Origin of the sequence: Pseudomonas sp. NFACC56-3 (assembly GCF_900100025.1) — a bacterium.
Classification (GTDB): domain Bacteria; phylum Pseudomonadota; class Gammaproteobacteria; order Pseudomonadales; family Pseudomonadaceae; genus Aquipseudomonas; species Aquipseudomonas fluorescens_AA.
The window spans coordinates 1-21,795 of sequence record NZ_FMTK01000018.1 but is presented as its reverse complement, the minus strand read 5'-3'; the positions used below and the strand labels follow the sequence as shown (position 1 = coordinate 21,795).

Here is a 21,795-nt window from a genome sequence, read left to right as displayed (position 1 = left end):
GCGCCTCGATTTCTGAAAGACCGCAGCGCCTCCATCGCGGGCAAGCCTTGCTCCCACAAAGCGGTACCTCGCCACAGGGGCCGGCGGTGTTTCAGCGGTGCAACACGTATTGCCCCTCGAATTGCACCGCGATTTCATCGCTTCCCACGTTCATCACCTGTGTCTGCAACGCCAGCCGCGCCCGGCCATAGCGCCGATACGTGGCCAGGAAGCGTTGGCACAGCTTTTCCTCGGGCGCATCGCAGACAACCGTCGCATCGCGGGTCACTGGCAGCGGATAGCTGATCTGCCCTTCCTGAATCACGATATGCCCGTCTTCGATGCCTTCCTCACGCAGGGCCAGGTGCAGCCAGCCCCAGCCACCCAGTACGGCGCCGCAATACAGGCTGCCACCGAACATGGTGCTCTTGTGGTTGACGTTGGCCGCCAGCGGCAAGAACAGGCGCAGTTGCCGGGCCTGCCAATCGAGCACCTTGAGGCCCATGTCCCGGGTCAAGGGGATGTCGTGGTGCAGGATCGATTCCAGGTAACGGCTGTCGCGGTTCATTGCGGGGCCTCTTGCTTGACGGGGAAATGACGATAATTCAATCGGACTCATCGGCCGAACCCTGGCTGCTGTCGCCGAAGGTCAGGCCATGCTTGCGCAACTTGTCGTGCAGGGTCTTGCGGGGGATGCCCAGGGCTTCGGCCAGGCTGCGCACCGAGCTGTGGGGACGGGCCAGTTCGGCGGCGATCAGGGTTTTCTCGAAGTTTTCCACTTGCTCGCTCAAGCCGCCGCTGACCAGTTCCACCGGTGCGCCGGGGCTGCCGTCTGGCGCGCTGTTGTCCAGGGCCAGTTCCAGTCCCAGGGCAAAGCGTTCGGCGGCGTTCTGCAGCTCCCGGACATTGCCCGGCCAGCTGTGGCGCAGCAGCAACGCCCGTTGCGCCGGTTGCAATTCATGGGGCGGCAGGCCATGGCGAGCACTGGCTTCGTTGGTGAAATGCTGGAATAGCATGAGCGCATCCTCGCCCCGTTCCCGCAACGGCGGTATGCGCAGCGGCGCGACGTTCAGGCGGTAATACAGGTCGGCGCGGAAACGTCCCTGGTCGGCGGCCTGGCGCAGGTCTTCCTTGGTCGCGGCGATGACGCGGATATCCAGCGGGATCTGTTGATTGCCCCCCAGTCGTTCCACCATGCGCTCTTGCAGCAGGCGCAGTAGCTTGACCTGGACATCCAGGCTCATGCTTTCGATTTCATCCAGAAACAGCGTGCCACCGTTGGCGAACTCGAACTTGCCGATACGGCGTTTCTGCGCACCGGTAAAAGCACCGGGTTCGTGGCCGAACAGCTCGCTTTCCACCACCGACTCGGCCAGGGCTCCGGCGTTGATCGCCACGAAGGGGCCATTGCGTCGGCTTGAGAGGTCGTGCAGGGCACGGGCGACCACTTCCTTGCCAGCGCCGGTTTCACCGAGGATCAACACGTCGGCGCGGGTGGCGGCCAGTGCCCCGATCTGCTCGCGCAGGCGCAGCATCGGAGCCGATTGGCCGACCAGGCGGGCGCTGAGTTCGTGGCGATCGCTCAGGGCCAGGCGCAGGCTGCGGTTGTCCAGCACCAGGCGGCGCAAGGCCAGGGCCCGGCGCACGCTGTCGAGCAGATGATCGCTGGCAAAAGGTTTTTCCAGGAAGTCGTAGGCCCCGGCGCGCATCGCTTGCACCGCCAGCGGCACGTCGCCGTGGCCGGTGATCAGCAGCACCGGCAGTTCCGGGTCCTGGGCGTGGAGTTCGCCCAGCAGTTCGAGGCCGTCCATGCCCGGCATGCGAATATCACTGACCACCACCCCCGGCCAGTCACGGGGCAGTTGCCCGGCCACGCCCTTGGCTTCGGCCAGGGGCAGGATCTTCAGGCCGGCCAGGTCGAGGGTCTGGCTCAAGGCCTGACGTAGATGGGGATCGTCATCGATCAGCACCACCTCAATCCGGTTATCGATGGTCATACACTTCGGTCCTCGGACGGTTGCAGGCTCACCCCGGGCGCGCCGGCGCGCAGCTTCAGGGTGATCAGGGCGCCGCCTTCCTTGTGGTTGGCGAACGACAGTTCGCCGCCGAAGGCGCGCATCAGGGTGTCGCAGATCGCCAGCCCCAGGCCAAGGCCCTGGGTGCGCGTCTTGGTGGTGTAGAAGGGCTCACCGGCGCGCCCCAAGGCTTCCATGCAAAACCCCGGGCCGTTATCGCGGATGTACAGGTTGACGCCGGTGTCGGTGGCCTGGGCGCTGAGCCAGAGTTTGCGTGGCGGGCCTTTTTCCGTGAGGGCGTCGAGGGCGTTGGCCAAAAGGTTGCCGAGCACCTGGCGCAGGCGGGTTTCGCCGGCCTCGACCCACAACGTGGCGGCCGGCAAGTCGCGGATCAGTTCCACTTCCATGCTGCGCCGGCGTTTGGCGAGCAGCGCCAGGGCATCGTCCAGCGCCGGTTGCAGGGCGACGCTTTCCGGGGCGTGGCGATCGCGCCGGGCAAAGGCGCGCAAGTGGGCGATGATCGATGCCATGCGCCCGGTCAGTTCGCTGATCAGCTTGAGGTTGCCGCGGGCATCCTCGGTGCGTTGGTGGTCGAGCAATATCTCGGCGTTTTCCGCGTAGCTGCGAATCGCCGCCAGCGGCTGGTTGAGTTCGTGGCTGATGCTCGCCGACATGGTGCCCAGGGCCGACAGCTTGCCGGCTTGCACCAGGTCATCCTGGGCACGGACCAACTCCTGCTGGGCCTGCTCGCGCTCCAGCACCTCCTGGCGCAGTCGCCGGTTCAGGCCTTCCAGGTCGCTGGTCCGTTCGGCCACCCGCCCCTCCAGCTCGTGACGGGCCTTGGCTTCGAAGGCGATCCGATCCAGATAATGGCGCCGGCGTTGCATCATCAACCCGAGCAACAGCATCAAGACCAGCAATGCCGCGCCGCCGATGGCGACCACGGTGCGCACCGGCCGGTCGATCAGCGTGCGCGGGGCGAGAATGCTCACGCTCCAGCCGGTTTCTTCGATGGATTGGGTCTGGGTCAGCCAGGCGTTGGCATCCAGGTTCAGCGGCTTGGGGTCGCGGGTCGGATAAGGCTGTACCGCGCTGATGGCCTGGCGCTCGTCATCACTTAGCGGTCGAGTCGCGCGAAATCGCCATTCCTGGCGCGACGTGAGGATGACCACGCCATTATGGTCAGTCACCAGCAACTGTTCCGGGGTCTTGCCCCACAGGCTTTCGGTGTGGTCGAGGTCGACCTTGACCACCAGCACGCCGATGACTTTTTCGCGGTCGTGCACGGCGGCGGCGAAGAAATAACCGCGCTTGGCCGACGTGGTACCCAAGCCGAAGAAGCGCCCCAGGCGCCCGGCCATGGCTTCGATGAAGTACGGACGGAAGGCGAAGTTGCGCCCGACGAAACTGTCGTGCTTGTCCCAGTTCGACGCCGCCAGGGTCTTGCCGGTAGGGTCCATCAGGTACATGACTTCCGCGCCGGTCTGGGCACTGATGTTTTTCAGCAGCCGGTTGGCGTTGCCTTGGCTCACGCCGTCGTCCGGGGTCGACAAGACGGCGCGCAAGGCCGGCAGGTCGCCGAGAATCTGTGGCAGCACCTCATAGCGGTGCAGCGTGCCCAACAGGTTGGCGACGTAGAGGTCGAGGGTCTGACGGTTCTGTCCGGCCAGTTCGCTACGGTAATAACGTTCGGCCAGGTGCTCGAGCGGCCACAACAACGGCGCCAGGCACAGCGCAAGCAAGGCCAGGCTGCGCCAACGGGGTCTGCGGGGAAGGGTGGAGTTCATGGGCATCGGGCGCCTGTGGTGACAGGCGTATTATGCCTAGTTGCCCCGCAAATACTATTTGTAAGGCCTTACCAGGCTTGTCCGGCAAGACACTGCTGCAACGCGTCTCGCCAGCCGGGTTGGCTCACCGTCCATTCCTTGAGCAGGCGGCTGCAGTCCAGGCGCGAGTTCAGCGGTCGAGGGGCCGGCGTCGGGTAAGCGCTGGACGCAATGGGCTCCAGCAGTGCACACGGCTTGTGTCGCTCGAGCAGGTTTTCGCCGATGGCCTGGGCGAAACCGAACCAGGACGTCTCGCCCCGGGCCGTCAGGTGATAGGTGCCCCAGGCTCCGGGTTGAGCGGCCTGCCAGCGCTCGATCAGTTGGGCGGTGCTGTCGGCAATGGTGCCCGCCCAGGTCGGTGCGCCAATCTGATCGGCCACCACCCGCAGTTGCGGTTTTTCCTGCAACAGGCGTTGCATGGTCAGCAGGAAATTGCGTCCTTCGGTGGAGTACACCCAACTGGTGCGCAGGATCAGGTGCTGGCCGCCAACCTGGCGAATAGCATGTTCGCCGGCCAGTTTGCTGCGCCCGTAGACACTCAGGGGGTTGGGGGTGTCGTCCTCGGTGTAGGGGGCGGGCTTGAGGCCATCGAAGACGTAGTCGGTGGAGTAGTGAATCAACGGGATGCCCAGGTCGAGCGCTGCCTGGGCCAGGATGCCCGGTGCCGTGGCATTGATGGCAAACGCCCGTTCCGGTTCGCTCTCGGCCTGGTCGACGGCCGTGTGGGCGGCGGCATTGATGATCAGGTCGGGGCTCAGGGCCTCGATGGGCGCGCGCAGGGCGTCCGGTTGCGCCAGATCGAGTTGGTCGCTGCCGCGTACCAGCAACTCGCCCATGCCGCTCAGGCGCGACTGGAGTGCCCGGGAAACCTGGCCATTGCGGCCGACGATCAGGATGCGCAGGGGGGGATTCATGGGAACAGGTCTGCCTCGTGCAAGGCCTTGCCGTTCTGGTCCTTGGCCGAAAGGATCGGCGCGCCTTCCAGCTCCCAATCGATGGCCAGTTGCGGATCGTCCCAGCGAATGCAGCGTTCGGCCGAAGGTGAGTAGTAATCGGTGGTCTTGTAGAGGAAGTCCGCCGATTCGCTCAGCACGACGAAGCCGTGGGCAAACCCTGGTGGCACCCACAGCTGCCGATGGTTCTGCGCCGACAGGCGAACGCTTGCCCATTGGCCGAAGGTCGGCGAGCCGCGACGAATGTCCACCGCGATATCCAGCACCTCCCCGGCAGTGACGCGTACGAGTTTCCCCTGGGTCTGTTCGATTTGATAGTGCAGGCCCCGCAACACGCCCCGGGTGGAGCGTGAGTGGTTGTCCTGGACGAACGGCAGGGTGCAGCCGGTCGCCTCGGCAAACGCCCGGGCATTGAAGCTTTCGTAGAAAAACCCCCGATCGTCACCGAAGACTTTCGGTTCGATGATCAGGATGTCCGGCAGACGGGTGGCAATGACGTTCAACGTGTTTCTCCGGCGATCTTGAACAGGTACTGGCCGTAGCCGGTCTTGCCGAAATACCGGGCGCGCTCAAGGATGTGCTCGCGGCTGACCCAACCTTGCTGGTAGGCAATTTCTTCGAGGCACGCCACTTTCAGGCCTTGGCGATGTTCGATGGTTTGCACGTACTGCGAGGCTTCCAGCAGGCTGTCGTGGGTGCCGGTGTCCAGCCAGGCGAAACCGCGGCCGAAGCGCTCGACGTGCAGGTCGCCGCGTTGCAGATAGGCGTTGTTGACGTCGGTGATTTCCAGTTCGCCGCGTTTGGATGGCTTGATGGACTTGGCGATCTCGATCACGTCGTTGTCGTAGAAGTACAGGCCGGTCACCGCGTAGCTGGATTTAGGCGCAGTGGGTTTTTCTTCGATGGACATCGCCCGCCCTTCCGAATCGAAGTCGATCACGCCAAATCGCTCGGGGTCCTTGACCCAGTAGCCGAACACCGTCGCGCCACTTGGCCGGTTGATGGCCGTCTGCAATTGCTCGCCGAAATACTGACCGTGGAAAATGTTGTCGCCCAGGATCAGGCACACCGAGTCGCTGCCAATGAACTGTTCGCCGATCAGGAACGCCTGGGCCAAGCCATCGGGCGACGGCTGCTCGGCATAGCTGAATTGCACGCCAAACTGCTGGCCGTCGCCCAACAGGTTGCGGTATTGCGGCAGATCCTGGGGGGTGGAAATGATCAGGATGTCCTTGATGCCCGCGAGCATCAGCACCGAGATCGGGTAATAAATCATCGGTTTGTCATAAATCGGCAGCAGCTGCTTGGAAACCCCGAGGGTAATCGGGTGCAGGCGGGTGCCGGAACCGCCGGCCAGGACAATGCCTTTCATCATGCAATTGCATCCTTGTTGTCGAGCGAGCCCAGGCGCTCGCCCTGATAACTGCCGTCCTGGACCCGTTGGCACCACAGCAGGTTCTCGAGGTACCACTGCACCGTCTTGCGCAGTCCGGTCTCGAAGGTTTCCCGAGGTGCCCAGCCCAGTTCCCGTTCGATCTTGCTGGCGTCGATGGCATAGCGCAGGTCGTGGCCGGGGCGATCCTGGACGAAGCTGATCAGGTCGGCATAGTGCTCGACGCCCTCGGGTTTGCGTGGCGCCAGCTCTTCGAGCAGCGCGCAGATGCTGCGCACCACGTCGATGTTTTTCTGCTCGTTGTGCCCGCCAATGTTGTACGTCTCGCCGACCGCGCCCTGGGTGACGACTTTGAGCAGCGCCCGGGCATGGTCTTCGACGAACAGCCAGTCGCGTACTTGCTGGCCGTTGCCATAGACCGGCAGCGGTTTACCGGCCAGCGCGTTGAGAATCACCAGGGGAATCAACTTCTCGGGGAAGTGAAACGGCCCGTAGTTGTTCGAGCAGTTGGTCAACAGCACGGGCAAGCCGTAGGTGCGTTGCCAGGCGCGGACCAGATGGTCGGACGCCGCCTTGCTCGCCGAATACGGTGAGCTTGGGGCGTAAGCGGTGGTTTCGGTGAACAGGTCATCCACGCCGTGCAAGTCGCCATACACTTCGTCGGTGGAGATGTGGTGGAAGCGAAACGCGCGTTTCTGCGGCTCGGCCAGGGCCTGCCAATATGCGCGGGTGGCTTCCAGCAGGCTGTAGGTGCCCACTATGTTGGTCTGGATGAAGTCTGCCGGGCCATCGATGGAGCGGTCTACATGGGATTCGGCCGCCAGGTGCATGACGGCCTCAGGCTTGAATCGCGCAAGCACCGCACTGACGGTCGCTTGATCGACAATGTCGGCCTGGACGAATTCGTAGCGGCTGTCGTGATCGATGCTGCTCAGCGATTCGAGATTGCCTGCGTACGTCAGCTTGTCGAGGTTCAGGACCTGGTGCTCGGTATCGAGAATCAAGTGCCGTATGAGCGCCGAGCCGATGAAGCCAGCACCGCCAGTGATGAGAATGCGCATCCGGTTAAGCCTTTTTCCGTGGGACGACAAAGCATAGGAGCATAGCTTGTCGGCATGGCGGGAGCGGCGCAAGCGAATATCCCCCGGGCACACGCTCCCGATGCATTGCCTCAGGAGCGCTGTGCATATTTTTGAACAGAGGGGTTGCTTATCCTCCGACTCAGTGGCGAGATAGGCATCCGAACAAAACCACCCCAGGGGTCTTTGTATGCCACTCGCTACGTTGGTTCACCGTGCCAGTTTGCCAAGCCCACAGATCAGCGCCGAGCAGGCGCTGGTGCTGTTGCGCTTGAATTACGGACTCAGCGGCGACCTTCGACCCCTTGGCAGCAACCAGGACCTCAACTACCGCGTCGACAGCGAGCGCGGGCGCTTTGTGTTGAAAATTTGCCACGGCGACTACGCTGTCCCGGAAATACAGGCCCAACACGCAGCCCTCAAGCAGTTGGCCGGACACGACGCGGTGAAAGTCCCGCGGGTGATTTGCGCCAGCAACGGGCTGGACCTGCTGACATTGGACGTCGACGGCCAAGCGATTCACATGCGCCTGCTGGAGTACATCGACGGCCAGTCCCTCACGCAACTCAAGCACCTGACACCCGAGCTTGTCACGGGCCTGGGCCGCCTGTGCGCGGAAATGGACCTGGCCCTGGCGACATTCGACCACCCGGGCCTGGAGCGCACCCTGCAATGGGATGCGCGCCATGCTCCGGCCCTGGTCGAATACCTGTTGCCTGTCATCGAGGATGAACAACGGCGACATCTGGTCGCCGAGGTCGCGCAACAGGCCGAGCGGCGCTTGCAGCCGCTCAAGGCCAGCTTGCCGGTGCAGGCGATCCACATGGACATCACCGATGACAACGTGGTCTGGCAGCGCGATGCCCAGCGCCAGTGGCAATTGCAGGGCGTCATCGATTTCGGCGACCTGGTCCGTACCTGGCGCATCACTGACTTGTCGGTGACGTGCGCGGCCCTGCTGCATCACGCCGATGGCGATCCGTTCTTCATCTTGCCGGCGATCAAGGCCTATCACGCGGTCAACCCCTTGCAGCGCCAGGAACTGTTGGCGCTGTGGCCACTGATCGTGGCGCGTGCCGCGGTGCTGGTGCTCAGCGGTGAACAGCAGGTTTCCATCGACCCGGACAACCAATACAGCCGCGACAACCTGACCCATGAGTGGGAGATTTTCCGAGTGGCGCACTCGGTGCCCTTCGAACTGATGGAAGCGGCGATTCTCACCGCCGTCGGCCACAGCCTGCCGGCCATTGCAAGCGAGGGCTTTGCGCCGCTGTTGCCGACTCTGGTGGGACGTGAGTTCGCCCTGATCGACCTGGGTGTGTTGAGCCCGCATTTCGAGGCCGGCAATTGGGAGCAGCCGGGAATCGACCAGCGTCTGCTGGACGAAGCCGCCGGGCTTCACGGCCTGGCCGCCAGCCGCTACGGGCAGTACCGTTTGTCTCGCACCCGGCCGGACAGCGCCGTCGAACCCGACACTTATCCATTGCACGTGGCGTTGAGTGTGCCCCAGGGCACGCCGCTCGAATCACCGTTCGCCGGGGTTGTGCACAAGGCCGCCGACGGCATGTTGCAACTGGACAGCGCGCAGTTGAGCGTGCGCTTGTGGGGCGTGACGTCGCCGCTGCATTCCGGGGCGGCGCTGGTCAAGGGGCAGGTGTTGGGTGAAGTGACGGGGCCGTTGCAGGTTCAGTTATGCCGGGACGCCCAGGTGAATCCGCCGCTGTTCTGCACGCCCTCCAGGGCCCTGGCCTGGCAGGCGCTTTGCCCTTCGCCGGCGGTGCTGCTGGGGCTGGCGTGCGATGCCGAACCGGAGGTCGATCCCGAGGCACTGCTGGCCCGCCGCGATGCGAGCTTCGCCCGTTCGCAGAAACATTATTACGTCGATCCGCCGCGCATCGAGCGTGGCTGGCGCAACCACCTGATCGACATGCAGGGCCGCTCGTATCTGGACATGCTCAACAACGTCGCCGTGCTGGGCCACGGCCATCCACGCATGGCGGCGGTGGCTGCCCGGCAATGGTCGCTGCTCAATACCAACTCGCGTTTCCACTATGCGGCGATCGCCGAGTTTTCCGAACGCCTGCTGGCGCTGTCGCCGTCCAACATGGACCGGGTGTTCCTGGTCAACAGCGGCACCGAGGCCAATGACCTGGCGATCCGCCTGGCCTGGGCCTACAGCGGCGGACGGGACATGCTCAGTGTGCTGGAGGCCTATCACGGCTGGTCGGTGGCCGCCGACGCGGTGTCGACGTCCATCGCCGATAACCCCCAGGCCCTGAGCAGCCGCCCGGACTGGGTGCACCCGGTGACCGCCCCGAACACCTACCGCGGCGAGTTCCGCGGTCCCGACAGTGCGCCGGACTACGTGCGCAGCGTCGAGCACAACCTGGCGAAAATTGCCGAGAGCAAGCGTCAGCTCGCCGGCTTCATCTGCGAACCGGTGTACGGCAACGCCGGTGGGATCGCGCTGCCGCCCGGTTACCTGAAGCAGGTCTACGCGATGGTGCGCGAGCGCGGTGGGGTCTGTATCGCCGACGAGGTGCAGGTCGGGTACGGGCGCATGGGCGAGTTTTTCTGGGGCTTCGAAGAGCAAGGCGTGGTGCCGGACATCATCACCATGGCCAAGGGCATGGGCAACGGCCAGCCGCTGGGTGCGGTCATCACCCGCCGGGAAATCGCCGAGGCACTGGAAGCCGAGGGGTACTTCTTCTCGTCGGCCGGTGGCAGTCCGGTCAGTTGCCAGATCGGCATGGCGGTGCTGGATGTCATGGAAGAAGACAACCTCTGGGAAAACGCACGGGTGGTTGGCGGGCACTTCAAGGCTCGACTGGAGGCCCTGATCGACCAGTATCCATTGGTCGGTGCGGTGCATGGTTCCGGGTTCTACCTGGGCGTGGAACTGATCCGGGATCGCGAGACCCTGGAACCGGCCACTGAAGAGACCACGGCGCTGTGCAATCGCCTGCGGGAGTTGGGGATCTTCATGCAACCGACGGGCGATTATCTGAACATCCTCAAGATCAAACCGCCGATGGTGACCACGCGTCAGAGTGTGGATTTCTTTGTCGATATGCTGGCGAAGGTATTGGACGAGGGGCTGTAATCGATCTGGAACGTCAAGCTGTTTCCCTGTGGGAGCGAGCTTGCTCGCGATAGCGGTGCTTAAGCCAATATCTATGTGGCTGACTCACCGCTATCGCGAGCGAGCTCGCGCCCATAGGGTCAGTGCTGTTCTTAAATCGATTTTTGTCGGTGTTTTAAGCTGTTTTTTGATGGGGTTCAGTTTTTGTGGCTTTATTAGTCGATATTTATCGTTTATAAAGTTGCCACTGCCCATCGCCCAGGAGATGACCCATGACAACGTTGCACAGCACTCCGCGCGCGGATGGTTTCCACATGCCTGCCGAATGGGCGACCCAGACCCAGGTCTGGATGATCTGGCCCGAGCGTCCGGACAACTGGCGCCTGGGCGGCAAGCCTGCGCAGGCCGCCCACGTGGCGGTCGCCAAGGCCATCGCCCGTTTTGAACCGGTGACTGTGGCGGTGTCCGCGGCCCAGTACGAAAATGCCCGGGCGCGCCTCGACGTGCCGAATATCCGCTTGGTAGAAATGTCCAGCGACGATGCCTGGGTCCGCGATACCGGCCCTACGTTCGTGATCAATGACAGTGGGGAAGTGCGTGGCGTCGATTGGGATTTCAATGCCTGGGGCGGTTTTGACGGCGGCCTGTATGCGCCCTGGAACCGTGATGCGCAAGTGGCCGGCAAGATTCTCGAGATCGAACGCAGCCCGCGTTATCGCACCGAAGGTTTCGTGCTCGAGGGCGGGTCGATCCATGTGGATGGCGAAGGCACCCTGATCACCACCGAGGAGTGCCTGCTCAACCGCAATCGCAACCCGCACATGAGTCGTGAGCAGATCGAGGCGGTGCTCAGCGCGCAATTGGCGGTGGACAAGATCATCTGGCTGCCGGACGGTCTGTTCAATGACGAAACCGACGGCCATGTGGATAACTTCTGTTGCTACGTGCGTCCGGGGGAAGTCCTGCTTGCCTGGACCGACGACCCGCAAAACCCGAACTACACCCGCTGCCAAGCGGCGATGGATGTGCTGCAAAACAGCACTGACGCCAGGGGGCGCCCGTTCACAGTGCACAAAATGCCGATTCCGGGACCGATGTATGCCACCGAAGAGGAATGCGCGGGCGTGGATGCGGTGGAAGGTTCCCAGGAGCGCAACCCAACCGTGCGACTGGCCGGTTCCTATGTGAACTTCCTGATCGTCAACGGCGGCATCATCGCGCCCAGCTTTGACGACCCGCTGGATGCACCGGCCAGGGACATCCTGCAGGGCCTGTTCCCGCAGCACGAAGTGGTCATGGTGCCCGGGCGCGAACTGTTACTGGGCGGCGGGAATATTCATTGCCTTACCCAACAGCAACCCGCGCCGTACGTAAAATGAGTGACGATGTAACAGCCCGTCGGTAGCGCCTGCGCCGGCCCTGGGCAGGCGATTTTGGATCCATCCCGGCAAGCCCGCGGCCCGATGGGGTCGCGGGTTTTTTTGTATCTGTTCATGGGTTGGCGTGGATACATTGGCATAGCTCTTGTATCGGATCAGCGGCAGTTCCGGGAATGGGGCTGAGTTGTTTTGTCATAAACCTTGGATAAATTAGCCGCTCATCAACCAGGAGAGGGCGCTGGAATGAATATGACAAGCGAGCGCACATGCCATCCCTTGGCCGTTAATGGTGAGTCGCTTCAAGCCTTGGCACAGTGGTTGAAGTCCAACGGAACGCGTCAGATCAGAGAACCTGATCCGCGCCGGATGATCGTTGAGCGTTACCCCGCTGGCCTGTTCAGCGAGGCTGAGTTGGAAGCGTTGTGGGATGTGATGCAAGGATAGGATTCGACGGATTGATAAAAAGCGCTGGCCGGAATGGCAGCGCTTTTTTTGTGTTCGCAGGATTCGAATCCACACAAAATCCCTGGGGGAGTTCCTGGGCAGTGGCTTTCGCCCTCAAGCAAACCCTGCCGGAGCAGGCCTGCGCGTCCTCGGCGACTTGCGGTTTGGACGGCTGTTCGTTTTGATCGATTCTTAGATGTTTTTCGCCTAATTACAGACGATTCACGAAATTGACACACTGTTGAGGGCGCGACTAGGATTCGCCCTACGCCTGTGGCTGACAGCCATGACTCTTAAATAATAAAAAGGCCCGACACGCTCGCTCGTGGGCGGGCCTTTTCATTATTTTCAGGAGCAAGAGTCCGAAAAAGAGCGCAGAAAGCGCCATTTCGGCTGCTCGCCGCGGTGCGTATCAACCCATACAAGGAAAATAATCATGTTGAACAAGCGCATTAGTTTGATCGCACTGGGGATCTTGAGCACGACACACGCCATGGCCAACGACCAGGCAGAGTCAAGGGGGTTCGTTGAAGACAGCAGCTTGAAAGTGCTGTTGCGCAACGCTTATATCAACCGCGACTACAAAGACGGCAACGAGGACAAGGCCGAATGGGGCCAGGCGGCCATCGGTACGTTCTCGTCCGGTTTCACCCAAGGCACGGTGGGCGTGGGTGTAGATGCCTTCGGCCTGTATGCGTTGCGTCTGGACGGCGGCAAAGGTCGTAGCGGTGCGCAAGGCATCGATTTCTTCAAGCAAGGTGACAGCGGCAACGCGGCCGATGACTTGTCCAAGTTCGGTGCCGCGGTCAAGTTCCGCGTTTCCAACACCGTACTGGCCTACGGTGACCAGATGCCGGCCCTGCCGGTGCTGAGCTATGACAACTCGCGCCTGCTGCCGGAAAGCTACACCGGCACGCTGATCACCTCCAAGGAGATCAAGGGCCTGGAACTGAATGCCGGCCGTTTCACCGCCGAATCGCGCAAGAGCGCCGAAGGCCGTGACAGCGGTGGCCTGAAGTCGATCAACGTATTGGGCGGCAGCTACCAGTTCACCGAGCAGTTCAAGGCTTCGCTCTACGCCTCGGATGTCGAGGATGTATTGAAGAAGCAATACGTGAACGCCAACTACGTGTTCCCGCTGGCCAAGGATCAGTCCCTGACCCTGGACTTCAACGGTTATCGCACCAAGCTGGACAACAGCTACGTTCGCGAAAACAACGTCACCGGCGACGACAACAAGATCTGGAGCCTGGCCGCCACCTTCGCCACCGGCCCGCACAGCTTCACGCTCGCTCACCAGCGCAGCACCGGCGACAGCAACCTGGGCTACGCCTACGGCGGCTATCAGCGCGGGCAGAATCGCGTGGGTGACGGCGGCAACACGATCTACCTGGCCAACTCCTACTGGTCCGACTTCAACGCCGAGGATGAGCGCAGCTGGCAGTTGGGCTACGGCCTGGACTTCACCCCCTTCGGCGTTCCGGGCCTGACCTACAACGTCGCTTATGTGCGTGGCGATAACATCACCACGTCCACCAGCGAAGGCGGTACCGAGCGCGAGATCTTCAACCAGTTCAAGTACGTGGTCCAGGGCGGCCCGGCCAAGGACTTGAGCGTCAGGTTGCGCAGCTCCGTGTTGCGGGTGTCGCAGAAGTCCAGCGAATACAACGTCAGCGGCAATGAACTGCGGGTGTTCGTGGATTACCCGATCAGCGTCTTCTGATGCCTGAACGGGTTACGAGCCGATAAAACCGTGGCGAGGGAGCACGCTCCCTCGCCACGACTGATTCATACCTGCCTGAAGTGAATAGCGTTGCGACGCCAAACTCGGGTTCTTTTGGCTTTTAGCGCAAGAAAAGCCACTGAAACAGCCTGTTTTCCCGAGAAAAAGTCGTACTCATGCAACGTTGCCCTCCGTTTCAAGCGTCGCTTGAAATGCCTCAAATACTTTCTCATGGACGTAAATCCTGCACCTACTAGATTAGGCCGCTCAATGCAGTGGAGACCTATGAAAAATGATCGTTCTGAACAGGGAAGTGGGCGAAGCGCTGAGACGTGACAAATACGTCAACGTTCGCGGTGGGGACTTCAACCTCTACGGTCATTTCGGCGACTTTGTCCGGCTGACCAAAAGCTGGGAAAACATGGAGCCCGACAGTTACTACGGCCAGGCCGAGTCAGGCATGCGTTTTCGCCGCTACAGCGATTTCGAATACAACCCCACGACCCGAGAGCTCAAGCAGCTCGAACACCGGGCCTACGTTCAGTCCAAGGCCAACAACAGCTATGTCGGCGGGCTGGAGCGTCACTTCCAGGACTTCTCCAACGAAGTGATCAATTCGCCGGTGATGCGCAGCCTGATCGACACGGACTTCGAGGTGTACAAGAACGTCCTGCCCCAGGACTTGCACGATCAAATCTGGCAATGCCAGATCCATCAGATCCGCATCGAGATCAAGCCGGGCAAACAACTGGAAATCACCCCCGAAGGGATCCACTGCGACGGCTATCCGTTCAGCGGCGTGCACTTCTGGGGGCGCCAGAATGTGGCGGGTGCGGAGAGCCGTTTGTACAGCGCCCAGGAAGAGCAGCTGGCGGCGACGACTTACGAGGACATCCTCGACACCACGTTCTTCCTGGACCGCGACATGCGCCACTACGTGACGCCGGCGCGCAACACCCATAAGCATGACATGGCGTACCGGCAGATCCTGGCCATTTCCTTCTCGCGGCCCGGGACCGCTTTCGACATTGTTCGCTGAACGGCTCGAACCCATGGATGACCCGACGCAGCAAGTCCTGTTGCGCCGGGCCATGGTCCGGGACGCCGAGCGACTGGAGCGGTTCTTTCGCGGTTTCGACGAAGTGTCGTTCTGCGAATGGCAGGATGCCCGCTTCCTGCGCGGTGTGTTGTTGCAGGACACCACCACCGCGTACCTGGCCATCGATGCGAGCGGTGACGTGGTGGGCGCGGTGATCGGCGGCATGCTCGGTACCCGTGGCACGATCAATCACTTGGCGGTCAGCCCGCCGCATCGCACCAAAGGCCTGGGCCAGCGCCTGGTCGAGGCCGCCTCGGCTGACATGAAGCGGGTAGGCGTGCTGCGCATGTTCCTTTTCGTCGACGATGCTAATCTGGCCGGCAAGCGTTTCTGGGCCGCCCAGGGGTTCTGTGAGCCCCGGGGTGAAATCACCTTCGAGAGGGATTTATGAACAAGACTTCCAGCCAGCCGCTGGCGGTCGAAGCACAAGCCTCGCGTACCTTTGCTGAAGCCAGTCCGGTGGTAGCGGGTTATTTCACGGTTTCGTTTGTGTTCGGTCTGATGGCGGTCAACGCCGGGCTGCCCCTGTGGTTGCCGGTGGCGATGTGCCTGTTCGTCTACGCGGGGGCTTCGCAATTCGCGGCGCTGGCATTGATTTCCAGCGGTGCGTCACTGACCACCATCGTGCTCACCACGTTCCTGATCAATGCCCGGCATATGCTGATGTCGGTCTACATGGCCAAGGCCCTGCGTGCGCTGGGCCTCAGTCGTTTCGAACGCTGGTGCTACGCGGCAGGGTTGACGGACGAGTCATTCGCTTTCCACAGCGTCAAGCTCGGCAGCGGGGCGCCGGTGAGCGTGCGCTACCTGGTCGGTTTCAACCTGTTCTGCCATACGTCCTGGGTGCTCGGTGGCTTGCTGGGCGCGGTGTGTGCGCAATACGCGGCGCACCTCATCAAATACCAGCTCGACTATGCGCTGACCGCGATGATGCTCTATGTGCTGGTTTCGTTGTGCGACACCCGCAACAAACTGATCGCGGCCCTGGCGGCCGTCGTCTGCATGGGCGGGCTGAGCCTGCTGGGCAGCTCGCCGTTCAATGTCTTCATTGCCACGTTCATTGGCTGCGGGGTGGGCGTATGCCTGACCAAACGTTCCTGATCCTGGTCGTGGTCCTGATGATGGCCGTGACTTTCCTGCCACGTGCCCTGCCGTTGCAGGTCAATACCGAACACTGGCCGCCCTTCGTCGCCCGTGCCCTGGAATACCTGCCAGTGGCGATCGTCGCTGCCATCAGCCTGACCCCACTCTTGATCAAGGACCAGCAGATACAACTCGACCGCCCTGAGTTTTATGCCGCGATTCCGACGCTGTTATGTGCGTATTTCAGCCGCAACCTGTTTCTCAGTGTGGCGCTGGGCACGGCGGCGTATATCGCGCTCGGTTCGTTCCTGTAGCGTCAGGTCCACCACATCGTGCAGCGCCTGGCCTGGCAACTCCGGATTGTTCACCGCCAGGCGGACCTCGAGGAAATCCTCGAAGTCCGGGAAAATCGCCAGGCCGTTGCGCAGCGCCGCCTCCCGGGACACCAGCCCCAGGCCGTCGAGCTGCGTGATCAACGACAATGTCAGCGTCTCACTGCAGGAATACACCATGCGCTGGCTCGACCCGTATTCACCCAGGCCAGCGTCGAGAAAGCGCAGGAAGCTGTGGGAATACGGACATTCTTCTGCCGGACGCACCTGAAACTTGTCACCGAGCAGGCCCAGGGAGTCGTCTTCGTCGCCACAATGGGCGCCGACCACCCGCACCTGCACATCCGGCATGGCGATGCTGGTAAAACCGCCCGGTTGCTGCCCGATCAGGATCGCCAGGTCAAAATCTTCGTTCCTGAGCTTGCTCAGGTTCTCCATCGACTCGGCGTAGCTGAATTCCAATTGATACTGGGGGAACACGGCGATCAATCGATCGATCATCCGCCGGTTGAACTCCGCCGGCAGGGTGGTATTGAGCGCCACTCTGAGCGTGCGCTGTCGCGGTGTCTTGAGTGCCGCGACTTTTTCTTCCAATTGCCGGGTGGCAATCAGCACCTGATCCATGAAGGGGGTCAGTTCCGAGCCCTGGCTCGTCAACGTCAGGCCTTTGTTCGAGCGCCGGAACAACCGGAAACCGAACTGCTCCTCGACCTTGTTCAACTGCGCCGCCAACGCCTGCACCGTGAGGCACGAATGCTCGGCCGCTGCCGACAACGAGCCAGTCTGCACGATACGCATGAGGTTGCGTAGGGTTCTGCTATCCATGAGGTAATGCCCTCTGCTTAAGTGGGCTCGCTATTGTTGTGCACCTGGGCCGGCCAAGTGGCCATGCCGGCTATCATCATGCACCTTGTCACGCTTGTCGCGATTTTGTGCCGAAAAGCGCCGGGAGGCGATGGTTGGAGCTTATGCGGGATTTGGGGATTTTGCCCAGCAGATACTGGCCAGGACCCGTTGGCGGGAAGCTGGTTACGTTTATTGACCTGGGAAGCCATGCCGAATTGTTCAAATAGCGTGGCGATAGAGTCCATTTGCGAATAAAAACTTAAAAATAATCCATATGTGTACTATCCTCTCAGCACCAACCCGCTAAAAGGAGCCCAAACCCATGGCGACTTCCTCCATCACCCTCAACGCGCAGCAGCAATTGGATTCCCCGGATGCGGGTCGAGTCGCGTTGAAGTTTTTCTTCAACCTCATGGCGCTCTGGGGCTGCAGCGTCGAGCAGCAGCGCACCTTGTTGGGCAAGGTGGGCAACACGACCTTCTACAAATACAAACAGTTGCCGGAGAACGTGAGGCTGCCTCGCGATACGCTGGAGCGCATTTCCTACCTCATGGGTATCCACAAGGCGCTGAGCATCATCTTCAGCAATAACCGGGACCGTGCCTATCAGTGGGTCAGCAGCCCGAATACCGCGGCACCGTTCAACGGCCAGTCGGCGCTGTCCTACATGTTGACCGGGCGGGTGGTGGACATCGCCGATGTGCGGCGATACCTGGACGGAGTGCGCGGTTAATGATGCCACCCCTGGCGGACCCGCAATGGAAACGGGCCTATCGGATCGTCAACAGCAGCTTCCCACCGATTTCGCTGTTCGAAGACGTACTCGACCCTGAAGACCTGCCCACGGCCTACGCCCTGGAAGCGCTGACCAACGATCGGCTGATGGAACAGGCCGGCGTGCTGTCCCGGGTCCGCCCCGAGGACCGCGTTTCCGGGCCCGGCTCCTCGCCGGTGATGGCGGCGTTTACCCACATCGGCAAAAGCAGCCGCTTCAGCGACGGCACCTTCGGTGTCTACTACGCCGCCAGCAGCCAGGAAGCCGCCATCGCCGAGACCTGTTACCACCAGGCGCGATTCCTCGGGGCGACCAACGAGCCAGACCTGGAGTTGACCATGCGCACCTACGTCAACAAGGTCGTCAAACCCCTGCACGACATTCGCCACGACTACCCCCACCTCCACAACCCGGACCCTACGGCCTACGGCCCATCCCAGGTGTTCGCCCGGCAATTGCGTGAAACCTTGTCCTGGGGGCTGCTGTACAACAGCGTCCGCTTGCCTGGCCACGAATGCGTGGCCGCGTTTCGCCCGCCGGCGGTTTCGATTCCGGTGCAAGGCAAGCATATTCGCTATGTCTGGAGTGCCCAGAAGCGGGAGATTTCGTTTGTGTTCGAGGTGAGTCAGGTGTGAGTTGCCATTGACCCGGCTGTGACAAGGGGCTGCAACAGCCCCCTGGCCGGGTCGGATCAAATCTTGAACCGCTGCACCGACGACTGCATCGATCCCGCCGCATCATTCAACTGATCGGCGGTGTGTTGCAGATTGTGGATGGAAAGCGTGTTTTCTCGCGATTGGGCAGCAATCGACTCCACCCGCTGAGCCATCTCATCACTGGCCTTCGACTGCTCGGCAATGGTCTGGGAAATTTCCTCCACCACTTCGGCGGCATGCCGGGCGCCGGTGCGGATCTCGCTGATGGACACCCCGGCCTGCTGGGCCAGGTTGACGCCTTCGTCCACGCGGCTGACACACGCCTGCATGTTCGCCACCGCGTCCCGTGCGCTGGACTGGATGCGCTCGATCATCGCGGTGATTTCCTGGGTGGACTGGGTGGTGCGCGCCGCCAGGTTGCGCACTTCGTCGGCCACCACCGCAAAACCGCGGCCCGCCTCGCCGGCGCGGGCGGCTTCGATGGCGGCATTGAGGGCCAGCAGGTTGGTCTGTTCGGCGATGCTCTTGATCACTTGGATGATGGAATGAATGTCTTCGGACGAGGCGTCCAGCGCGGTGATCTTGCTGGAGGACTGGTTGACCACCTCGGCGATCCGGTTCATGCCTTCCACCACCCCGAGAATCACCTGGCCACCGCTGCTCGCCAATTGTTCGGACTGCGCCGAAATCGTCCGGGCGCTGTCGGCGTGCTGATGGATCTGGCTGATGTTCGCCATCATCTGTTCCATGCTGGCCGCCATGCTGGTCGCGCTCTGGGCCTGCTGGTCGGCGCTGGACACAATCTGCCGCGCCGTATCGCCCAGGTTCCGGGACGTGCCATGCAACTCATCGCTCTGGCCGCGGATCGTGGCGATCATCTGCCGCAGATTGGTCTGCATCTGCTCGATCACGCCTTGTAGCTGGCCCAGCTCATCTTTGCTTTGGGCCCCCATCGACCGCTGCAGATCCCCTTGGGAAATCGCCTGGGTATTGAGGATGATCTTGTTCAGCGGCGTAAGCACCGCCTTGAGCAGGCTCCACGACAACAGCGCCAGCGCCACGCAGGTGGCCAGCAACGTCCCGACCAGCCAACCCTGCGAGCTTTGAATGCTGCCGTCCTGGAGTTCGCGGGACGTCTGCGCCTGGTTTTCGATCAGCTCACTCACCGCCTCGTTGCGCTCCTCCAACGCCGAAAACGCCCCGTCGAACTCCGCCCGTAGCGCGCGACCGTCCTGAGCCCCGCTCAGCGCCTTGCCAATCACTTGCTTGGCTTTATCGATATAGGTTTCGACCTGTGGCTTGAGCTCGCCAATCGACTTGGCAATATCCTGCGGCAACTTCGCCTCGGCATTTTCGGCGATGACCTTGCGCATCCGCTGCGTATGTTCGTCGAATGACTCCAGTACCTCCTTCGCCCCCTGGGCATCCCCCGGCGTTACCAGCAGGGCGGCTAGCACATCGGCACGAATGGCGTCGTGCATCATGTCCGCCTCCATGTGCTTGCGCATGGCGGAGATACTGGTCTCGTTCTGCACCAAGGCCTCGGTCATGGAGTGATAGCCCCACAGCCCAATACCGCCGAGCAGCAACGCAAAGGAAAGACTGACCAACCCCGAGCCTATGACCTTGGTGCGGATCTTCATCGCTTACTGCTCCTGGAGCGGGAGAATTCTGGAAAAGTGTAGTCGAGCGCGAACGGAGCCTTGCGGTATTCCATGCGCTTATATGAGGTATCGGCGGGGGATTTGATTAGATGAATACGTTGCAAACTGTTTGGACAGGGGGAGGGTGGAGGGAACACAGCCCATTCAGAAATCCCACAAACTCATTGCAGTCAGTCATTGTGTTCTGTCCCTAATCCGTGGCGAGGGAGCTTGCTCCCGCTGGGCTGCGAAGCAGCCCTTCTTCAATCGTTCCCGTCATACAGAAGAAACCCAATGCTGCTCGACCCAGCGGACAGCATTGGGCCTGCGGCCCTTAAGCAGGATTACTCCCCGGCGCCTCCAGCACCTTCACCACGTCGTCGATGACGGCCTTGCTCATATCCTGCAAATAACACGACGCCCAGGCATACCGATCCGTACCGCGAATCATCGCCGCGTCCTCGGCCAGGACCTTGGCAACGTGGAGCAGATCGGAAGCGTGGGACAGGGCTTGGAAAAGGGGACGGAAAAGGGGACGGATTTATTTCCTCGATCAAAAAATGGGGGGCTGTGCGCAGGAGTGCTAGGTTTGAACACAACATTTCCCCAACCGGTAATGCTTCAGTGCTGAACCGATACCCATCCTAAGGAACCCCGTAATGGACCTACACAACGAGTTCGAAAACAGCAAATTCCTCCACCACGCCCGCATCGATCGACGCGCCGCCGATGCCTTGGTGGGACTGGCCGCGGGGATTACGGCGGACGGTGTCGTGAACACCAGCGAAGCGGTTTTCCTAAAGCAATGGTTGGAAAACAACCTCGCCCATCTAAATGACCCTGTGATCAATCTGTTGTATTCGCGTCTGGCGTCCATGCTTCAGGACGATGCTCTGGACCCGGACGAGTCTCTTGAGCTGCTTAACATCCTACGTAGCTTTTCTGGCGTGGGCATTGAGAGATCGAAGATCGGCGAAGCTGTTGCCATTACTCCAACGGACCTTCCCTTCAATTCCCCAGCCCCTGACTTGGTGTGGGATGGCCGAATGTTTGTATTTACAGGCGTCATGGCCTTTGGACCTCGCAAAGATTGCCAGGCACTGGTCGAAGAGCGTGGCGGTTTGATTGGTGGTGGGATGAGTAAGAAGGTGCATTACCTGGTGGTCGGCAGCGTGGGTAATGAGCAGTGGCGCCACAGCACCTACGGAACGAAGATCATGAAGGCAGTGGAACTGCGGGAGGCGGGGGCTTCGATTGCCATTGTGGGTGAGGATCACTGGCAAAAGATGCTGTTTGGTTGAGCCGGTCCAGGGAAGGCTGCCTGTTGTCTTGGCTGAAAGATTGTCGGTGGGTTTGATGGCCTCATCGCGAGCAGGCTCGCTCCCACAGGTTTTTCAGGGGGTGCATAAAAGTGAATACTTCAGAAAAAACAAAGCCCCCTCATTTTTCAAGGGCTTAGTTTTGTATGGTTCCGGCACTAGACGAACG

General features: G+C 61.4%; 21 protein-coding genes. 11 read left to right on the top strand and 10 right to left on the bottom strand.

Annotated elements, in window-relative coordinates:
* Positions 1-91: 91 nt before the first annotated feature.
* The 7 genes from BLO80_RS21230 to rfbB all read right to left on the bottom strand — a co-directional run bounded on the left by BLO80_RS21230 (position 92) and on the right by rfbB (position 7,227).
* On the bottom strand, positions 92-547 hold the full coding sequence (locus tag BLO80_RS21230; RefSeq protein WP_092330087.1) for a YiiD C-terminal domain-containing protein: 456 nt from the start codon (positions 545-547) through the stop codon (positions 92-94).
* Between the two features lie 37 nt (positions 548-584).
* Positions 585-1,976 carry a sigma-54-dependent transcriptional regulator gene (locus BLO80_RS21225; RefSeq protein ID WP_092330090.1) on the bottom strand — a complete coding sequence of 464 codons (1,392 nt, stop codon included), beginning with the start codon at positions 1,974-1,976 and terminating at the stop codon, positions 585-587.
* Positions 1,973-3,781: a sensor histidine kinase gene (locus BLO80_RS21220; protein ID WP_092330092.1), complete on the bottom strand. Its 1,809-nt coding sequence runs from the start codon at positions 3,779-3,781 to the stop codon at positions 1,973-1,975. Before BLO80_RS21220 ends, BLO80_RS21225 begins: the two co-directional genes overlap by 4 nt.
* 68 nt (positions 3,782-3,849) lie before the next feature.
* Complete coding sequence (gene rfbD / locus BLO80_RS21215; protein ID WP_092330094.1) at positions 3,850-4,734, bottom strand: dTDP-4-dehydrorhamnose reductase; 885 nt, start codon at positions 4,732-4,734, stop codon at positions 3,850-3,852.
* Complete coding sequence (gene rfbC / locus BLO80_RS21210; protein ID WP_092330095.1) at positions 4,731-5,276, bottom strand: dTDP-4-dehydrorhamnose 3,5-epimerase; 546 nt, start codon at positions 5,274-5,276, stop codon at positions 4,731-4,733. Before rfbC ends, rfbD begins: the two co-directional genes overlap by 4 nt.
* Positions 5,273-6,148 (bottom strand): glucose-1-phosphate thymidylyltransferase RfbA, encoded by an 876-nt coding sequence (rfbA, locus tag BLO80_RS21205; RefSeq protein ID WP_092330096.1) that lies wholly within the window; start codon positions 6,146-6,148, stop codon positions 5,273-5,275. Before rfbA ends, rfbC begins: the two co-directional genes overlap by 4 nt.
* Complete coding sequence (rfbB, locus tag BLO80_RS21200; RefSeq protein ID WP_092330098.1) at positions 6,145-7,227, bottom strand: dTDP-glucose 4,6-dehydratase; 1,083 nt, start codon at positions 7,225-7,227, stop codon at positions 6,145-6,147. Before rfbB ends, rfbA begins: the two co-directional genes overlap by 4 nt.
* A 208-nt stretch (positions 7,228-7,435) precedes the next feature.
* Here rfbB and BLO80_RS21195 point away from each other — a divergent pair, with 208 nt between their 5' ends.
* The 8 genes from BLO80_RS21195 (at position 7,436) to BLO80_RS21160 (ending at position 16,369) form a co-directional block, all read left to right on the top strand.
* On the top strand, positions 7,436-10,348 hold the full coding sequence (locus tag BLO80_RS21195) for an aminotransferase (protein WP_092330100.1): 2,913 nt from the start codon (positions 7,436-7,438) through the stop codon (positions 10,346-10,348).
* Between the two features lie 251 nt (positions 10,349-10,599).
* On the top strand, positions 10,600-11,706 hold the full coding sequence (gene aguA, locus BLO80_RS21190; protein WP_092330102.1) for an agmatine deiminase: 1,107 nt from the start codon (positions 10,600-10,602) through the stop codon (positions 11,704-11,706).
* Between the two features lie 243 nt (positions 11,707-11,949).
* The gene (locus tag BLO80_RS21185) at positions 11,950-12,150 is read left to right on the top strand and encodes a hypothetical protein (RefSeq protein ID WP_057449186.1); all 201 of its coding nucleotides are present in this window, start codon (positions 11,950-11,952) and stop codon (positions 12,148-12,150) included.
* A 436-nt stretch (positions 12,151-12,586) separates the two neighbouring features.
* On the top strand, positions 12,587-13,873 hold the full coding sequence (locus BLO80_RS21180; protein ID WP_092330106.1) for an OprD family porin: 1,287 nt from the start codon (positions 12,587-12,589) through the stop codon (positions 13,871-13,873).
* Positions 13,874-14,165: 292 nt separating this feature from the next.
* The gene (locus BLO80_RS21175; RefSeq protein WP_092330112.1) at positions 14,166-14,912 is read left to right on the top strand and encodes a 2OG-Fe dioxygenase family protein; all 747 of its coding nucleotides are present in this window, start codon (positions 14,166-14,168) and stop codon (positions 14,910-14,912) included.
* Between the two features lie 13 nt (positions 14,913-14,925).
* Entirely contained in the window at positions 14,926-15,363 is a 438-nt protein-coding gene (locus BLO80_RS21170) for a GNAT family N-acetyltransferase (protein ID WP_175459532.1), read from the top strand.
* Positions 15,360-16,073 carry an AzlC family ABC transporter permease gene (locus BLO80_RS21165; protein ID WP_092330121.1) on the top strand — a complete coding sequence of 238 codons (714 nt, stop codon included), beginning with the start codon at positions 15,360-15,362 and terminating at the stop codon, positions 16,071-16,073. The genes BLO80_RS21170 and BLO80_RS21165 overlap by 4 nt, the downstream gene beginning before the upstream one ends.
* On the top strand, positions 16,052-16,369 hold the full coding sequence (locus tag BLO80_RS21160) for an AzlD domain-containing protein (RefSeq protein ID WP_072409143.1): 318 nt from the start codon (positions 16,052-16,054) through the stop codon (positions 16,367-16,369). The genes BLO80_RS21165 and BLO80_RS21160 overlap by 22 nt, the downstream gene beginning before the upstream one ends.
* On the opposite strand, the gene BLO80_RS21155 is transcribed toward BLO80_RS21160, so the two are convergent.
* Positions 16,286-17,212 (bottom strand): LysR family transcriptional regulator, encoded by a 927-nt coding sequence (locus BLO80_RS21155; protein WP_092330123.1) that lies wholly within the window; start codon positions 17,210-17,212, stop codon positions 16,286-16,288. The two genes, BLO80_RS21160 and BLO80_RS21155, sit on opposite strands and share 84 nt — an antisense overlap.
* Positions 17,213-17,555: 343 nt before the next feature.
* On the opposite strand from BLO80_RS21155, the gene BLO80_RS21150 reads away from it, so the two are divergent.
* Positions 17,556-17,966, top strand: a complete 411-nt coding sequence (locus BLO80_RS21150) for an MbcA/ParS/Xre antitoxin family protein (RefSeq protein WP_072409138.1) — start codon at positions 17,556-17,558, stop codon at positions 17,964-17,966.
* Positions 17,966-18,643: an RES family NAD+ phosphorylase gene (locus tag BLO80_RS21145; RefSeq protein ID WP_092330132.1), complete on the top strand. Its 678-nt coding sequence runs from the start codon at positions 17,966-17,968 to the stop codon at positions 18,641-18,643. The genes BLO80_RS21150 and BLO80_RS21145 overlap by 1 nt, the downstream gene beginning before the upstream one ends.
* A 56-nt stretch (positions 18,644-18,699) precedes the next feature.
* Here BLO80_RS21145 and BLO80_RS21140 read toward each other — a convergent pair whose 3' ends face one another.
* Both BLO80_RS21140 and BLO80_RS21135 read right to left on the bottom strand, forming a co-directional pair.
* The gene (locus BLO80_RS21140) at positions 18,700-20,307 is read right to left on the bottom strand and encodes a methyl-accepting chemotaxis protein (RefSeq protein WP_092330139.1); all 1,608 of its coding nucleotides are present in this window, start codon (positions 20,305-20,307) and stop codon (positions 18,700-18,702) included.
* A 334-nt stretch (positions 20,308-20,641) separates the two neighbouring features.
* Positions 20,642-20,848 carry a DUF3077 domain-containing protein gene (locus BLO80_RS21135; RefSeq protein WP_092330142.1) on the bottom strand — a complete coding sequence of 69 codons (207 nt, stop codon included), beginning with the start codon at positions 20,846-20,848 and terminating at the stop codon, positions 20,642-20,644.
* 118 nt (positions 20,849-20,966) lie between these two features.
* On the opposite strand from BLO80_RS21135, the gene BLO80_RS21130 reads away from it, so the two are divergent.
* Positions 20,967-21,608, top strand: coding sequence for a BRCT domain-containing protein (locus BLO80_RS21130; protein WP_092330144.1), 642 nt, complete (start codon positions 20,967-20,969; stop codon positions 21,606-21,608).
* The last annotated feature ends 187 nt before the right edge of the window (positions 21,609-21,795 follow it).

Coding starts and splice junctions, on each gene's coding strand:
- BLO80_RS21195 (WP_092330100.1), top strand. CDS start 7,436: ATGCCACTCGCTACGTTGGTTCACCGTGCCAGTTTGCCAAGCCCACAG.
- BLO80_RS21225 (WP_092330090.1), bottom strand. CDS start 1,976: ATGACCATCGATAACCGGATTGAGGTGGTGCTGATCGATGACGATCCC.
- rfbA (WP_092330096.1), bottom strand. CDS start 6,148: ATGATGAAAGGCATTGTCCTGGCCGGCGGTTCCGGCACCCGCCTGCAC.
- BLO80_RS21175 (WP_092330112.1), top strand. CDS start 14,166: ATGATCGTTCTGAACAGGGAAGTGGGCGAAGCGCTGAGACGTGACAAA.
- BLO80_RS21140 (WP_092330139.1), bottom strand. CDS start 20,307: ATGAAGATCCGCACCAAGGTCATAGGCTCGGGGTTGGTCAGTCTTTCC.
- aguA (WP_092330102.1), top strand. CDS start 10,600: ATGACAACGTTGCACAGCACTCCGCGCGCGGATGGTTTCCACATGCCT.
- BLO80_RS21230 (WP_092330087.1), bottom strand. CDS start 547: ATGAACCGCGACAGCCGTTACCTGGAATCGATCCTGCACCACGACATC.
- BLO80_RS21150 (WP_072409138.1), top strand. CDS start 17,556: ATGGCGACTTCCTCCATCACCCTCAACGCGCAGCAGCAATTGGATTCC.
- rfbD (WP_092330094.1), bottom strand. CDS start 4,734: ATGAATCCCCCCCTGCGCATCCTGATCGTCGGCCGCAATGGCCAGGTT.
- BLO80_RS21130 (WP_092330144.1), top strand. CDS start 20,967: ATGGACCTACACAACGAGTTCGAAAACAGCAAATTCCTCCACCACGCC.
- BLO80_RS21155 (WP_092330123.1), bottom strand. CDS start 17,212: ATGGATAGCAGAACCCTACGCAACCTCATGCGTATCGTGCAGACTGGC.
- BLO80_RS21145 (WP_092330132.1), top strand. CDS start 17,966: ATGATGCCACCCCTGGCGGACCCGCAATGGAAACGGGCCTATCGGATC.
- BLO80_RS21185 (WP_057449186.1), top strand. CDS start 11,950: ATGAATATGACAAGCGAGCGCACATGCCATCCCTTGGCCGTTAATGGT.
- BLO80_RS21180 (WP_092330106.1), top strand. CDS start 12,587: ATGTTGAACAAGCGCATTAGTTTGATCGCACTGGGGATCTTGAGCACG.
- BLO80_RS21220 (WP_092330092.1), bottom strand. CDS start 3,781: ATGAACTCCACCCTTCCCCGCAGACCCCGTTGGCGCAGCCTGGCCTTG.
- BLO80_RS21160 (WP_072409143.1), top strand. CDS start 16,052: ATGCCTGACCAAACGTTCCTGATCCTGGTCGTGGTCCTGATGATGGCC.
- rfbB (WP_092330098.1), bottom strand. CDS start 7,227: ATGCGCATTCTCATCACTGGCGGTGCTGGCTTCATCGGCTCGGCGCTC.
- BLO80_RS21165 (WP_092330121.1), top strand. CDS start 15,360: ATGAACAAGACTTCCAGCCAGCCGCTGGCGGTCGAAGCACAAGCCTCG.
- BLO80_RS21170 (WP_175459532.1), top strand. CDS start 14,926: ATGGATGACCCGACGCAGCAAGTCCTGTTGCGCCGGGCCATGGTCCGG.